Raw genomic sequence first — 16,854 nt, forward strand, 5'->3', positions numbered from 1 at the left:
GTTCCGCCGCCAGCAGAGCTGTTAGCGCCTTAATACTTACGAAGGCTCGCTATAACCGAATATATCTGTCGCTACATCATGTTATAACAGACACAAATCAGCAGGCTTAGTTTTGTATCCACCTTAACGGAACTTGCATTACTCTTTTTTATGGAAAAGAAATTACGAGTCAATCATGAACAACCAAACCGCAAACCAAAATCCGCCTTCCCAGGCGCTATCCAAATGATGCTCCTCGCCTCCCCTTTCACCCTTTCCGTCACTGAGCTGGAGGCTTACCTTAGGGAAGAGCTGGATAACCAGTCTGTAACGGTCCAAGGATCAGAGAATGCCGAAAATGGCTACATTATTACCTGGGGAGGTATGGCGTTTGCGGTAATGGTCATTGATAAGCCAATTCCGTCAGATACTTTCAATGTTGCACTACGCACCAGCCATCGCCTAAAGAATGGTGAGCAACTCATCAAAGACCATAAAGCACATCTGGTTATTTCACCGCTGAATACAACCGACGATCAACTCCGAGCCATCTACTCCGCTCTTCGGGTGATGACAATCGCCGACCTGCTGGCTCAACACGCAAAGCCGCTAGCGTTCTACTGGAATAACTCAGAAGTGCTGACTGACAATGAGCAGTTTGCTCAAGCCCTTCGCGATGCGGGGGAAGCCATGGAGAAATTCAATAATGACGTCCCCAACGCCTTGTATGGATTGCCCACAACCTACCTAGCCGGAATACGTATATTGTCTTCAAAAGACAAAAACATGTTCGGAGCAATCACTAAAGGCCTCGACGCTTTAACCGGATTTGAAATCCAAATCGATCCTTTCCAGCGCAAACCGTCAGAGGTCGCCAAGCACCTGTATGGCATGGTCGGCTACATCCTGGCTAACGGCCCAGTGTTCAGCGGAGGCAACACCATCGGCATCGAGCGGGACAAGCAGTTCAGCATGAGCAAAATTCTGGCTAATGATGTGCTGCCCGCTCTTTGGGCGATGAAAGTGGAAACTATAAATTGATAATATATGCCATTATTTAAAATACACAGATATTCAACATCAAAGTTTATTACCGACCACTATTACTTTATAGAAAACTCGTATCGCCTAAAAACATTATCAAAAGGAGCAACTGTGATAAATACATCCATCAAGATATGCGTAGCAACAATACTTTTTGCACTTAGCAATACCGCATGTTTGGCAGATATAGAAAAAGTGAACACCTCAAAAATAACAAGAGACAATGTAAACAGCTTTGATAATGACGGATGGACACCACTTCACAGATTGATAGACTCATGCAAATACCTAGTACATATCAATAAATATGAAAAAGAAGAGTGCGAGAACAACACAAAAAAACTATTGGAGTTAGGTGCCAACCCTAACATTTTAAGCAAAAATAAATATAAAATATCACCTCTCGCCATTTCCATGGTAATGAGTGACCATCTTGTAAACCTAACAAAAATAATGATGATCCACGATGTTGACATACACTCAAGACAATACAGGGATTCGACTCTCTTAGGATTAATTGTGAGATATGGCGAGTACGAAATATTTAAGACATTACTAAAAAAAGGCTTAGATGTTAACAGCATTGCCTGGAAGAGTGGCGAGACTGAAAAGTCAATTATTGAATATGGAATAATGAACCGTATTGAAAGTGTTAAAGTTAAAGCAGATACAGGCATCTTTTTAATAATAAAAGAAGCGCTAGCCAATGGGGCAAAAATGAGCTATGAAGGCAAGATAAATAGAACATTATCTCGTGCCATATTAAGCAATGACAGCGAAATAATAGAACTGCTTTTATCTCACAATATAGACATGACCGAATACGACTACTTACTTTACTCAATAAGAGTCAAGTCAGACATCAAAATAGTCAAGATCTTACTTTCGAAAAGTATTGAACTTGGCATATATTCAAATGAGAAAAAATCCATCTATCGCAATACAGCGTTAGAGGTCAATTACTCTAGTGTCGCAAACTTATTTTCCGGAGAATGAGCTTGAGTTTCCCTGAAAACCCGTTTTACGTAGATCCATACTTCAAAAGAAATGCAATTATACAAGAAATTGAAAAGATAAACTGGATTATTGATGGATATAAAATCCCTCTGGAAATTGAAAAGAAAACTCAAGAAGTATTAAATGACCCCGTTATAATCTCAGCCCAACTTATACTGGGGGCTGGAAGCCCCGCATCAAATTTAAATACAACTCTACAGCATTTTATGTGGAATGGAAGTGGCACTTTTGGTTATGACATTTCAACTGCTTTCCATGATGCAACAATGGTGGGCTTTGGCCCTAACCAAACAATCATAGATAAACTTATAGAAGAAAGGGATAAATTATTAGTTAAAGTTAAATCAGATGAGGAACTGGAAAAGGAGGCAGATGCCATTCTTCTTAGAATAGAAGAGGCGGGAGCCGAGCGTTTTTATAGGGACCAAGTTTATGCTTATATAGATACCTATCGTAACTCTTACTCCAACTTACTTGAGTTTCTAAGAGTATTCACATTACTCTCTGATATTGTGCTAGAGGCAAGCAGAGAGGATCCTAGCCTAGCGAGTGTAATTGACGAATGGTCTAGAGAGGTTCGAGATATCGCGGACATATCAAACGAATTTTCTGCCCAGCTTAGGAAAGTCAATATAGAATACATGGAGAGGATTGACAAAGCCAGCGACTTCAGAGTTAAGGAGTCTATCTATTGGGAACTTGTGGAAGCTAATCATGGCGCAGTAATAGACTATTATAAGAAATGGCTAGATGATTTTTTACCACGCGAGCTAGACGACTCCCTCCAGCCTGAGAGCATTAACAATATTCTTATTCGACTTATTGAAAAAAACTCAGGGGAAAATGGGGAGTATGTTGGAGCTGATGCCTTATCCTTCGTATTACAAGCTACAGGATTATATGAAGCTTTCCCTGACTTTAAATTTCTAGATGGATATGATGGTCAGGGAGGACCAAATTGGGAAACCGGAGAAGCTTCCTGCTCAGGAGTGCTTCCAGCCAATGAGTTTTATGGTACATTTGACGATGACACTTTAAGTGGGACAGATAATAATGATCTAATCCAAACCTTTGGTGGACATAACACTATATTTGGAAATGGCGGTAACGATTTACTATTTGGAGCCGACGAAATTGATCATATTTCAGGCGGGGATGGAAATGACTTTATTTCGGGAGGAAGTGGCGCAGATATTATAGCTGGCGATGATGGCGACGACCAAATTTTTGGTGGTGCAGACGATGACATAATCAATGGTGGCGAAGGAGATGACTCACTATTTGGAGAAATAGGTGATGATGTCCTAGCAGGTAATAAAGGAAGAGATCGGTTATTTGGCGGAGCAGACAACGACACATACGTCTACACCAAGGGCGATGGTGCAGACTATATTGTCGATACAGAAGGTCTAAATAAGATCATTCTAAAAAATAGCGAATCTGACTCTGGCAAAACTATCTCAGAGATTACGAGAGTTTCTCCTGATAGCAATATTTTTGAAGACGAGGATGGTAACCGTTACGTTCTTACCGGTTCAAACAAACTCATCATTACATTAAAAGACGACAGTTCTGGCGGTTCTATCACGCTCGGCTATTTCGACCCGAATGACCCTAATTTAAATTTTGGTATCTCCATTAAAGAGCCGGAAGATAACGCGCCGCCTTCCGCCTCAGGAGCGTATAACGTCAATACAGGCGAAATCCTCCGACCCGGAACCTCTTCCACCATCATCAAAACCAGATGGGAAGCGCGTGACGGCTTGGCATATCAGGATGAGATCAATAAATCCGGCCTGATATTTAAAGCGGAAGACGCGACCAAGCTGTGGGACTACGCCAATGGCAAAGACCATAATGGCGCCTCGCTGCCGGAGTGGAAAAAAGGACAGGCGGACAGCGGCTATGTGTTCTTCTTTGAAGGCACTGATCATAAAGACCAGTTTTATGGCGGCCATCAGTCAGGAGATTCCTTTTATGGACGCGCTGGCGACGACTTTATGGATGGTGCCGCGGGCTCGGACCTGTTAGTCGGCGGTAGCGGCAGTGATCGCATTCTTGGCGGCACGGGCAATGACTGGATCTGGGGCAACGACAACCAGCGCCTGTATGACGACACCGGCGCGCCAACCCCAAATTACGTGAAAGAAGACGCCTCCTCCAGCGATTACATTGATGCAGGCGATGGTAACGACTGGGTGTCTGGAGATGAAGGCGACGACCATATCCTGGGCGGCGCGGGTAATGACTTCATCAATGGCGGAAGCGGCAGCGATATTATTATCGGCGGCATAGGAAATGACTTCATCGCAGGCGACAGCCGCAATGAGTATAAAGTTTACTCGTCCGGTAATCGGGGCGAGGTCAATCGCGATGATTACATCACCGAAAGAGAGGCTGGCGTCAGCTACGACGACACCTTATCCGGCGGCGACGGTAATGATCGTATTCATGGAGAAATCGGTTCTGACGTTATTGACGGCGGCGCTGGCGACGACACCCTCTGGGGCGACCGAGGCGTCTTAGAAGGCGCTCCTGACCTAGACCCTACTCTGCATGGTGATGACACCATCTACGGCGGTGCGGGGAAAGATATTATTGTTGGACATGGCGGTAATGACGCCCTGGACGGAGGAGCGGACGCAGATCAGGTTGCAGGGGACGGTCTAGACCTGGCTGGCCAGTTCCATGGCGATGACGTCATCCATGGCGGAGACGGAGATAACATCCTCTACGGCGATGGCGGCAACGACACGATCTACGGCGGCGCAAACAAAGATATTATCTGGGGCGACAACGACGACCTCGCTGGAGAGTTCCATGGCGATGACACCATTGACGCTGGCGATGGAGACAAGCAGCAGATCGTGGGCGGCGGCGGAAGCGATGACATAACCGGCGGGGCTGGTCAGGACTTTATCTGGGCGGACAGCCACTATGAAACCATCCTCACCAAAGAGTACGGGTTCGACATTTCCAAACCCACAACCACCAGCCTGGACGAAGCCTACCATGGCAATGACACCGTACATGCAGGCGAAGGCAATGACTTTATCGTTGGCGGCGCTGGCGATGACAGGCTGTATGGAGAAAGCGGCGGCGACGCCATTTACGGCATAGCCGGCAGCAATATCCTGGATGGCGGAAGCGGCGGGGACTTTCTCTATGGCGGCAGCGGTAACGACATTCTGCTCGGCGGCGAGGATGGCGACGTCATCTTGGGTAACGATGGAGACGACATCCTTGATGGCGGAGCCGGCGACGATTTTCTCGCAGGCGGCGCTGGTGTGGATACCTACGTATTTCGGCATGGAGACGGCAGCGCTTATATCAATGACGTTGGACTCAATTACATCAAGTTCGCAGGCATCTATCTCGGGTCCGCCATTAAGGTTACGCAGGATGGGAGTGAAGCCACTCTTCATTATGGCGCAGACGACTTTGTTGTCATGCCAATTGATACCTTTAAAAACAGCAAGCTCCTTCTAGCGAATGACTCTGACGCAAAGGCGACGTTCCAGGCTCCAGAGTCCAGTGGCGGGCTGTCCGGCACAAGTGGCGCGGATACCATCGAGTTGGGCGATAGCGCCACCCAAATAAACCTCATTGAGGGTAACGCCGGAAACGATACGATCACGACCGGCGCTAACGTCTTCAGCCTTTCAGGAGGAGACGGCAATGACGTTATTTCAAGTACGGCGGCGCACAATGTGACGATGCGTGGCGGTCAAGGCGATGACGTCTTCTATGCTGGCGATGGTGAACGGTATATCTATGGGGACGAAGGCGACGATGTATTTTATGCAGGGAAAGGGCGTGCGTCTTTTTACGGTGGATCAGGCAACAACACGTACCACCTCTCAACGGAGTCCAGCAGTAATGCGATTATAAAAATAAGCTACCAGAACGGTACGGAATATAGCGATAAAGTGGTTATTGCTGGAGAGGTAGCGTTAGATGACGTGCTTGTACGTAGAGAACATCGGAATTTGGCGGTGTGGTATGACGGAGGAGATGGGAAAGGGTTTGATATTTACATGACTGAATTTTTCTCCGACGGAGGAAGGTTTGTCGACGACGACTTCACAATTCATTTTGAGGAAGTTGGAGTAACCTGGAATGCTGCAGATATCCAAACTTTGGCGCTTAAGGCCAGCCATGATAATGACAGGATTGATGGTTTTTATACCAATGATACTATCGATGGACAGGACGGCGACGACATTATCTGGGGAGATGAAGGCGACGATACCTTAGCAGGCGGGGACGGAGAAGACCGCCTAGAAGGAGGACGCGGCTCGGATGTGCTGATTGGCGGAGCCGGGAACGACAGTTTATGGGGCGGAGAAGGAAACGACACCTATATCTATCAGCTGGGCGATGGTGAAGATTTTATTGACGATAATCGCGGCATTCTTCAATACAAAGAAAAAGACTACGACGAGATCATCATAAAAGGGCGCGTCAACTTACAGGATATTGCGTACACGAGGTACGCCTATGAGTATGAAGCCGGCCTCAAAATCACCTTCAGAAACACCCCGGGCGACGCCATTATTATCAATGAGTTCTTTGATCACGCGCTAAATGGCTACATTAACTCAGATTTTTCAACGGAATATAAAATCACCTTTGAAGATGCCGGCGTCACCTATTCCTATTCAGACCTGTTAACGCTGGCCGCTCAGGGAAATGAGTACGACCAGGGCATCAGCGGCGGAACAGGTGATGATACGCTGGACGGAAAAGCCGGAAACGACCTGCTATACGGACACGAGGGCAATGACGAGCTGAGGGGCGGCGAAGGCAATGACAAGCTGTATGGCGCAAATGGGGACGATCGCCTCTTTGGTGGCGGTGGTAACGACCGACTTGACGGCGGCGCCGGCGACGATACCTACTACTACGCCAGAGGTGACGGCGACGATTGGATTCACGACTCGTCCGCCGACAGTAACAAACTGATATTCTCTGAAAGCATTCTTAAACACGACCTATGGTTCCAAAGATCAGGCAATCACTTGGTTATCCATGTATTAGGCCTGGCTGGCGATACCATCCACGTCGCTAACTGGTTTGCTTCCAGCGATGCTCCATTATCGGCCATTGAGGCGGCGGGACAGACGCTTACTCGCAGCCAAGTGGACCAATTGATCAGTTTTATGTCAGAGTATCCAGACCCTGTAGACGGTATGCCAAGCCTTACCGAGGCGCAACTCAATGCGGTTCATGCCGCCATGGACGCGATTTGGGCCGGTTCCAGCATTCCAACAAATAACGCCCCTACGCTGGTTGGCTCAATTACGGATCAGGTGGTCAAAGAAAACGCCAGCTTCGAGCTGGATGTTTCAAATGGCTTATTTGCCGACAGTGACGGGGATATTCTCAGCTACAGCGTGTCCCTGAGCAATGGCCAGCCGTTGCCGGAATGGCTGCAGTTTGATGGCGCTACGCTTCGTGGCGTTCCGAGCAACGGCATGGAAGGCGACTACGCGATTACTGTTACAGCCTCGGATGGCAGAGAGAGCGTCAGTACCGACTTTACGCTGACTGCAGTCAATATAAATGATGCGCCTATCGTCACAGCGGAGTTAAGTCCAATTGTCGCGCAAAGAGGCAAGGAGTTGAGCTTTGCGATTCCGGCAGGCAGCTTTATCGATCCAGACCAGAATGATGCTTTAACCTACTCGGTTTCCCTTAAAGAAGGCGGGCTTCTCCCTGAATGGCTTGTTTTTGACCCTGAGACGCAAACCTTTACAGGAAAACCAGCCGAGCCCGGCGACTACGACATCAGGGTGACGGCCAGAGACAAGGCAGGCGCATCCACTGACGCCCTGTTAACCTTGACGGTTGAACCCGGACCAGTAGACCCCGCCAACCATGAATTCCGACTACCGGACACCAATCGAATTGCCACGATTGGCGAAGCTGATCTCACTGGCGACTGGACTCTGGAGGTATTGATCAAACAAGACCAAGTTACAGACGGCGCGTCAGTGCTGCTTAACTCCTCCAAGAACGCCATCAGTTTGACTCAATGGAACGGTGGCGGAAAGATGGGGCTAACCGTCTATGGCAAGACCGCCTACACATTCAACTATGCCGCTCCAGTGGACGAGTGGGTCCGGCTGACGCTGATAAGGAAAGGCCAGGAAACATCTCTGCTGGTCAATGGCGATTGGAGGCATGTCCGTTTTGACGCCATCGATCTTCCTTTATCCACGCTTGGCAAAAATAATAGCACCGCCGACTTGGACGCCAGCCTGGGCGAAGTGCGAGTCTGGAACTACGCCAAAGAATACGAGGATGCGGCTATCGCCTGGGACACGCCGCTTAACGGCGCAGAGACAGGCTTGTACCTCTGGTACGACTTCCGCGAAGGTGAAGGTACGACCATTCATGACCAAAGCGGTAATGGTCGCCACGCAGCACTGGATTCCAGTAATACCACTGGCGTATGGGGCGAGGTCATTCCTGGAACGGGCTACGATACGCCAAGTGAAGTTTCCAACCACACCCCCACCCTCAGCGCCGCCTTAAACGATGTTCAGACAAGGGTTGGTGAGGCATTGAACTTTAACGTACCTGCAGGAAGCTTCACGGATGTGGATGAAGGCGACGCACTCAGTTACTCGGCGACGCTGGCGGATGGAACGCCATTGCCGGAGTGGCTCAGCTTTGATGAAGCAACTCACACCTTCAGTGGCGCGCCATCTCGCTCTGGCAACTTCGATATTAAGGTGACAGCGACAGACAACACTGGCGCCTCGACATCTGATACCTTTGCTGTGTTTGTTGCGCCAGAAGAGACAGTCGCTGGAAACCCCTTCAATCACGAGTTCAAACTGCCGGCCACCAATCGACAAGCCAACATCGGCGAGTCGGATCTGAGTGGTGATTGGACGCTGGAGATGCTGGTGAAACGCGCGCCCGATGAAGACGGCGCGTCGATCCTGTTGAACTCTGCTAGCGCCTCCATACGGCTGACGCAATGGAACGGCGGCGGCAATATGGGCATTACTGCCTATGGCAAAGGCGACTATAAGTTCAACTACGCCGCCCCTATCGGCGAGTGGGTGCAACTGACTCTGGTGCGCGAAGGTAATCAAACCCATTTATATGAAAATGGCGAGCTGAAAGACACCTTGGCGCTCGGCGTCGACCTGCCTCTGTCAACGCTTTCGAAAAACAGCAGTGTCGGCGATCTCGAAGGCAGCCTGGGCGACATAAGAGTATGGAGCTATGCAAAACATGCTGGAGAGGTCTTAATTGGCGTAAACGATAAAGTCCCTGGCCAAGACAACAGTCTGCACCTCTGGTATGACTTCCGCGAAGGCGAAGGGACGGTCATTCATGATCAAAGCGGCAACGGTCGCCACGCAACACTGGATTCCAGCAATACTACCGGCGTATGGGGAGAGATCATCCCTGGAACAGGAGGCGATGAACCCGTTGAAAATCCCAACCACGCCCCTGCCCTCAGCGCTGCATTAATCGATGTCGAGACGAAGGCTGGCGAGATATTGAGCTTTGGCATACCTACAGGAAGCTTCACAGATGTGGACGAAGGCGACGCGCTCAGTTACTCAGCAACGCTGGCGGATGGTACTGCATTGCCGGAGTGGCTCAGTTTTGACGCAGCGACGCAAACCTTCAGCGGCGCGCCAAGTAGCGCAAGCGATCTTGAAATCAAAGTGACAGCCACGGATAACGCAGGAGCGAGCGCCGAGGATGTGTTCGCCTTGACAGTTTCACCTGCTCCCACTGCTTCGGAGGACCCGTTTAATCACGAATTCAAGCTGCCAGCCACCAATCGACAAGCCAACATCGGCGAGTCGGATCTGAGTGGTGATTGGACGCTGGAAATGCTGGTGAAACGGGCGCCAGATGAAGACGGCGCTTCGATCCTGTTGAACTCTGCTAGCGCCTCCATACGGCTGACGCAATGGAACGGCGGCGGCAATATGGGCATTACTGCCTATGGCAAAGGCGACTATAAGTTCAACTACGCCGCCCCTATTGGCGAGTGGGTGCAACTGACGCTGGTGCGCGAAGGCAATCAAACCCATTTGTATGAAAATGGCGAGTTGAAAGACACCCTGGCGCTCGGCGTCGATCTGCCTCTAGCCTCTCTTTCGAAGAACAGCTCGGTTGCAGACCTGGAAGGATGTTTCGGCGACCTGCGCGTCTGGAATTACGCCAAGGATGCCGAAGCGGTAGCATCGAGCTGGAGCGCAACGATTTCCGGTGACGAAAGCGGCCTACACCTCTGGTACGACTTCCGCGAAGGCGAAGGAACCACCGTGCATGACCAAAGCGGCCACGGCCGCGACGCCGTCCTGACTTCCGGCAATACCACTGGCGTATGGGGAGACGTGATTCCTGGCACAGGCGGAGCCACCATGGCGGCGCTCACCATGTCGGATTGGCCAGAGCCTGTTCTGGCGGATGATTCAGGCATGGGGCATAAGGTTGAAGCCCTGGTCAGCGCCATGGCGGCGTTTGATGCGCCATCGGGCGGGGAGATTCTGCTTCCACATGATCCGCACAATCAGCCGAGCATGACCATAGCGGCGGCCTGGTAAGCCTTGACGTCCGTTATCTAACTCAATCTCAGGCCGTCTTCTAGACGGCCTTTTTTGTGCCCAAAGTGAAAGCAATTAACGCCAAGGCTAAATTGTTAATTTCGCGGGATAAAAAAGACTTAAGGAAGATGTGTTGGCTCTCACAATCTGGATACAGCCTCAAATCACTTGAGTATTCGAACGGGAAAAACGTCGGGGCATTTGAGGCACTATGTGTCAGCCAGAGAACCAGCCGTATGGCCTCATATCAGTGAAGGTTCTAACTTCTATTTTTTTCTTGAGGACTTCCCCTACCGTATCTATCAATTGCTCTTCGGATACCTCTAACTGTGCCTTATAAGTATAGCGGCCCTTTTTATCCCACTCGACAAGTACAGTACCATATTTATACGCTTCATTTTTTAGAGCATTTTCAAGACCAAAAACTCTGAGTGTATCAGGATTGTTTTTGTCACCGACTATCACAGTAAAAAACAATTCATTAGGGGCCTCAGGAACTGGAAAACTAATTATAATATAATCCAACCCATCAATTATCTTATTTGACAGACTCAATCCCTCGGGTCTCATTTGCTCGTCTTTAGGTAACTCTGCACCCACATTATTCCAGAAATTCCTTAAAGCACCCTCAGCCCTGTCATCAGTAAAAGTTCGGAGAAACATCTCTGGTTGAGAAAGAGCTACAAGAGGTAACATTAATTTTCCAAACTTGAAATGATGAGTTCTTGGCTCTTTTCGTGGAGGAGCTTCATTTATATTCAAACCACTTGGGTTCCCTTCAACAAAGATATTGCCACTATCGTCTACCGAACCTTCAACCATTTCTCCCATCTTACGCTTTTCCTCGATTTCTGCATGAATGATCCCAGGAGAAGATAGAAATAAAAAAACGACTAAAAATGCTTTCTTCATATTGCTTACCAAAAAGTATCCAATACTTTTCTTTTATGATCTTTACATGCACAGCCATACTTAATATTTCAAGAATGAGCTCTGTGAAAGTCCATTTTTTTTACCGCCAGGGCACACTATGTAAAGAATGTGCTGTTCCCAATGAATAATGCGGCCATCAACTTCCAAGAAACGTACGACTGGAAATATATAGCCGAAATTTATTTTCATTAATTACAGTTAATGACCCGTCGATTAATTATTTTATATAACTCAAAACATACTTTTCAGCGTCCAATACCTGAGCAAAACACATTATCGCATATACCCTTAACTTATTCTTACCTCACAATCCCACTAAAATCTACTTATTTGATCTTCACCCAGTAGCTCCCACAGCCTACTTGTAATCCTAGGATCTTTACTACGAAATATAGCATGGTGCTCATCCGCTCCGCCACCGTATACTTGAGAATAAGACCAATCGCACCAATCATCGATATATTTAGTAACTTCAAATACATACGAGCCAGCCATATAAGCCTCAAGTTTACTTAAATCAGCATTAGCGGAGAAGGTTGCTTCTGCGATAGAATGATCCTCACTTGCTTCCGACCATATATCTAAGTAGGCCTTCTCATTACTTACTTGATAAATCAGATTATTGTACTGAAACCCTACTCCCCCGGTTGTAAATTCCTTTACTAAAGTTAGCTTATCAAGGTGATTTTTATACCAAGGATCTTCCTCATCGGCCTCTATATCGCTATTCCATATCCGATATAGTTCTTGATTTTTGAGGTCTATACGACACAGCAGAAAAGGCGGGTCTTCACCATTCGCTTTCGCTACTTCATACGCAAAGTAGCCCTCTACATCATAATCGTAAAACGTGGCAGTTCGTAGTGAGTCAACAGGATCGCCTTCATAAACACTAATCTCAATATTTTTATCATATGCTTTCACTACAAATTTTTCGATCAAATCAGGATCAGAAGTAACCAGACATCCGAAATCAGATTGATAGGAAGTAAAATAGGAGAACACAGCCCAATCAAAGTGTTTAAGCAAAGAGGTAACCTGGAGATTAAAGTAATCGCCTTTACAATCCTTTATGAAAGGGCCTGGATAAACCACTTCGGATAAATTTCCTTCATATCTTCCTGCAACCACCCAAGGTCTAGATCGCCAATTAGGCCAATATAAAATATCATCTTTGATCTGTTTTAAGCTTTCGACCAGTTTCACTCCGTTAGGCCGTAGAATATAAGAGCTCTTAGATTCCTCAATCAATCGCTTAATCAATGAGCTAAACTTCGCTGGCTGATTTTCTATTTCAAAAACTGAGATCAACCCTTTCACTACATTCTCCTATTCCTAAATCCAAATTTCCATATGCTCAACGCCAAGTCGGGTGAAGACGTTATCTTATCTTGGTTTTAATTCCTAATTAAATTGATCAGAAAAATAGAATAAGTAATTATTCGTAAATCGACTACCAGACACCAAACCCAAGTAGTGATTGGAGAAATAAAAAATCCTTACCAGACTGATCGCAAGCCCCCCAATGGACTATATATTTCCAACGGTGTAAACACAGAATGGTATGGGATAAGTGCTGTTATTTTACTTCCGCCATTTAGCATTTGTATATCGCGTCCGCCCATTTTCCTGTTTCAAGACTTTGAAGATAGCTCCTCCAGCCCATTGATTCCAGTCCAAGACTCCCGGAAATTCGAGCGACCTCATTAATGAAAAAGCGTGCGTGCGCATATCCCAGTTCATATGAGTCCCGTCGTCCTCATAGTTTATCCAATAGGTGATTGAATTATTGAGATTTTCATGATCCATCGACAGAATACTGAGCTTATATACCCATCATTCCATCACCTTTGAGGTCACAAGGCGTGCATCGATACTTGGGCGCGGCAAGCAGTTAGAATGACTATTCCCAAACATATACGAGCATAACACCGCGTTCTCTGATATAAGAACCAGTTATCAGGATGAGAATGTGACTAAGCTTGAGAATATATTTAACAGAAATATTTGTAGCATGAAAACATTAGAAGATATTAGCGAGTATGAGTACGACTGATTAGCTTGTGATATACGAGGCCATGTCGCTTTATTTACTACTGCCGGCAGCGGCTATGCTCCCAAAGTATTTCTGGAAGATACCGAGAGCTATGCCCAAGCAATTGATACTATTTTGAACTTACCTACAACGACTTCAGCCAAAATTTGGCCGAGAGTCGGAGATGGCTGCTTTAACACATGGGAAAAAGTAGCGGAAAGAGGCCTTTATAGTTTCGATGGCGATTGCTTTAGCAGCACATATTCCTTAGCTAGCGCGCCACGCGCCCCCATATCAGTGAACGACCTCCCATTAGAAGTTGCAGTTATTGTCAAGCAGCTGATCTTTGAGAATATACTTTTCGAGTCTACTGACACTATTACTGAGTTAGATATTCTCACTAGTGAACATTTACCAGTCTCAAAATATGATCAGAATTTTTTAAAGGACCACATTTGAACCTACGTATATACCTCATCCCGATCCCTCCGAAGCAATTATCTTTAAGAGCCGCGAAGCTCCTTTATATAGGCCAGTTCATTAAGCGCAGTATCATTCCCCGGCTCAATGGCCAAAGATTTTTGAAGGGCTTCTTCAGCCTCATCAAGCCTTTGCATTTCGATCAAAATAAATCCAATTCCACGCAGCGCCGCAGCCTTGTAAGCAGATTGGCTTGAGTATCTGCCAGCTAGCTCAAGAGCATCTTGATAGGTTTCATGCGCCCGTGAAAGTTCATTCAACTGACCTAGTACGTATCCCTTCTCTATTTTTGCTCCAGCTGAGACTGGAGCTACAACATCTATTTTATCAAGCTCCGCCAAGGCCATTTCAAAATAGCGATTCGAAGAGTATATATACGCTTTAATTCGAAGCGCCTCCGTGTAAGACCAGTCTATTCTCTGAACAACCCTATCATTACGAGCGGCAAACTCCGCAAATTCAGCTTCTGATTTAAAAGAGTATTGTTTTAATTCTTCTTTAAACGTTTTTTCAATTTCTGATATTAACTCATCCGCAATGGCGAAAGCTTTTGAATATTGTTCTTCACGAATGAGCTTCCATGCACTTACAATATCTTTTTGATACTGATTCCCTTCCAATGGTTCAGATAAATATTCTATATAAGTTGATACAGTTTCTGTACCTTCTAGAGCCATAGAGAGACCTGGATAAAGACACAGAGCAAAGGCAAAAACACACAGCGATTTATTTACACTCATCAATTTACAACCAAAATTATTACTCACCAGCTTAGATTTTGAAAATTTTCTGACAATCTATCTTCAAACTCAGCATAATCGACTAGCAGACTTTGTGGTTCTTTAACTAGGGCGTGTTGACGTTTCGTCATAGGTGATAGATAGGCGCAAACTCGTCATATTGCGGTTCCCACACCAACAACAAAACGAGTTTGCGATGCCCCGATTGATGCTCAGTGACGAGCTTTGGTCGAAGCTGAAAGAGATCATGCTGCAAGAGCGAATCTATAACAAGCCCACACTACGAATGATGGTGGAAGGCATGTTGTACCGAATGCGGACGGGGTGTCCCTGGCGAGACTTGCCAGGGCAGTTTGGAGACTGGAATTCGGTGTTCAAAAAATTCAATTCCTGGTCTACCCAAGGCAAGTGGTTGAGGATCTTCCGGAGCTTGGTCCGCGAGCCGGATTTGGAATGGGGGTTCATTGATGGCAGCTATGTGAAGGCCCATCAGCACAGCGCAGGAGCCTGTACGGAAGAGCCTCAGGCGATTGGAAAGAGTCGGGCGGGCAATACCACGAAAGTGCATCTGGCCGTGGATGCCTATGGTCTTCCAGTGGAATTTGAGATCACTGGAGGCGAGGTCAATGACTGCACAGCAGCGGCGGAGTTGATTGAAAAGCTTCCCTCGTCAGAGGCGATTGTCGGAGACAAAGGCTACGACAGTGAACGAGTGCGGGCACAGATCGAAAGGAAGGGGGCCAGGGCCGTGATACCGAGAAAGCGAAACTCTGTCAAAGGTAATGACGATATGGATTGGGGTTTATACAAGTATCGCCATTTGGTGGAAAATGCCTTCGCCCGACTCAAACAGTACCGGGCCATCGCGACGAGATATGACAAGTTGAAGAGAAACTATGAAAGTATGGTAGCCATGGCTTGTGGGTATTTATGGCTGCCGATGTGAAACGTCAACAGGCCCTAGGGTTTCCGGACCCATACTTCACCTATGTCTCTGTCAAATTCCATTAAGAGATTCCTTAGCTCTTTCGTCTTAGTGCTTGTATGTATCAATATCAACGAACGCACCGATTTCGCCTAAAAATCCTATAGTTTCAGCGTCAAAACCTATTGCCGGAGTTGAATGCTCTTCATTCATAGAAATCCACAAAACGACTTCCAATCTTGGCGAGACATTGAAAAGCTCTTTTGCCTGAAGAATCAGGTTCTTCTTGGGCTTGATCTTGTTAACAATTTCCGCAGACATTTCATAAACGTCAATGTAGTTGCTGACTATGTTCTCTGTTGATAATTTCCAAGAGTTTATTCTCGGAAGTATACCGGGAACCCTTGAGCCTTTACGCGTGATCGAAGTAGGTTCTATCCCTAGAAATTCCGTCACTTTATCTGGATCAAAGTCATCTCCATCTAGAGAAAAGTATACCCTTCCTTCATTTGTTTCCACTCAACACTCCCAGAGAATTACGTTTCTAACATCAGTTTGGTGAAGTTGGAGGCGATTTCTGGAGCAAAATAAGGACAACGGCATTGAAACCTCGTGTATTAACCTGTTATGTGCTTCTGACATGATCACCGGTATACCAAAGAACATCACAGGGTACACATAGATATAGTATTGGAAGACCATCAATATCTTCGTGCTCTATTTTTCTTGGCAATACTTTTCTGCAGGTAGGGCAACTAAAATTGGCTCTCATCTTTTCCGCGTAATCAGACAGCTTAACGCCTTGCCTCTTATGATCTTCACCTATAGAGAAAACGAGCACAAAGACACCAATGAAACCACACGAAGCTGCCACTAGCGGCTGATTTACATAGGCAAGCAAACCTATTGTTAGAGCTGAAAATATAAGTATCGTGAGTATACTGTAGATACTTAAAATTACAGGTGGTTTATATGCGCGCTTTACTTTCATAACCTCTCAACCAGTTCGCCATACGGATCAATTTTATCATCTTTCGGTCGCAGCGGTGCAAGAATGCTCAGGTGTTTACTCTCAATGCCACTTGACCTTGGAATGCAACTCCGTCTACATCCTTT

8 protein-coding genes are annotated in these 16,854 nt (G+C 46.7%); 4 read left to right on the top strand and 4 right to left on the bottom strand.

Annotation, left to right across the window (positions count from 1 at the left end; genetic code table 11):
• Positions 1-150: 150 nt before the first annotated feature.
• The 3 genes from AC2IBB_RS19370 to AC2IBB_RS19380 all read left to right on the top strand — a co-directional run bounded on the left by AC2IBB_RS19370 (position 151) and on the right by AC2IBB_RS19380 (position 10,625).
• A complete protein-coding gene (locus AC2IBB_RS19370; protein ID WP_486328400.1) occupies positions 151-1,020 on the top strand; it encodes a DUF4261 domain-containing protein in 870 nt (289 codons plus the stop codon).
• 114 nt (positions 1,021-1,134) lie between these two features.
• On the top strand, positions 1,135-2,019 hold the full coding sequence (locus tag AC2IBB_RS19375; protein ID WP_486328401.1) for an ankyrin repeat domain-containing protein: 885 nt from the start codon (positions 1,135-1,137) through the stop codon (positions 2,017-2,019).
• Between the two features lie 1,010 nt (positions 2,020-3,029).
• Positions 3,030-10,625: a putative Ig domain-containing protein gene (locus AC2IBB_RS19380; RefSeq protein WP_486328402.1), complete on the top strand. Its 7,596-nt coding sequence runs from the start codon at positions 3,030-3,032 to the stop codon at positions 10,623-10,625.
• 216 nt (positions 10,626-10,841) lie between these two features.
• Here AC2IBB_RS19380 and AC2IBB_RS19385 read toward each other — a convergent pair whose 3' ends face one another.
• From AC2IBB_RS19385 to AC2IBB_RS19395, 3 genes are all read right to left on the bottom strand, one after another.
• Positions 10,842-11,537 (bottom strand): hypothetical protein, encoded by a 696-nt coding sequence (locus AC2IBB_RS19385; RefSeq protein ID WP_486328403.1) that lies wholly within the window; start codon positions 11,535-11,537, stop codon positions 10,842-10,844.
• 336 nt (positions 11,538-11,873) lie between these two features.
• Positions 11,874-12,878 carry a hypothetical protein gene (locus tag AC2IBB_RS19390; protein WP_486328404.1) on the bottom strand — a complete coding sequence of 335 codons (1,005 nt, stop codon included), beginning with the start codon at positions 12,876-12,878 and terminating at the stop codon, positions 11,874-11,876.
• A gap of 1,218 nt (positions 12,879-14,096) precedes the next feature.
• Entirely contained in the window at positions 14,097-14,813 is a 717-nt protein-coding gene (locus AC2IBB_RS19395; RefSeq protein WP_486328405.1) for a tetratricopeptide repeat protein, read from the bottom strand.
• A gap of 196 nt (positions 14,814-15,009) precedes the next feature.
• On the opposite strand from AC2IBB_RS19395, the gene AC2IBB_RS19400 reads away from it, so the two are divergent.
• Entirely contained in the window at positions 15,010-15,759 is a 750-nt protein-coding gene (locus AC2IBB_RS19400) for an IS5 family transposase (protein ID WP_486328406.1), read from the top strand.
• 87 nt (positions 15,760-15,846) lie between these two features.
• Here the strand turns inward: AC2IBB_RS19400 and AC2IBB_RS19405 are convergent, their stop codons facing one another.
• Positions 15,847-16,257, bottom strand: coding sequence for a DUF4279 domain-containing protein (locus tag AC2IBB_RS19405; RefSeq protein WP_486328407.1), 411 nt, complete (start codon positions 16,255-16,257; stop codon positions 15,847-15,849).
• Between the last annotated feature and the right edge of the window lie 597 nt (positions 16,258-16,854).

The organism is Hahella sp. NS-SX17 (assembly GCF_057367735.1).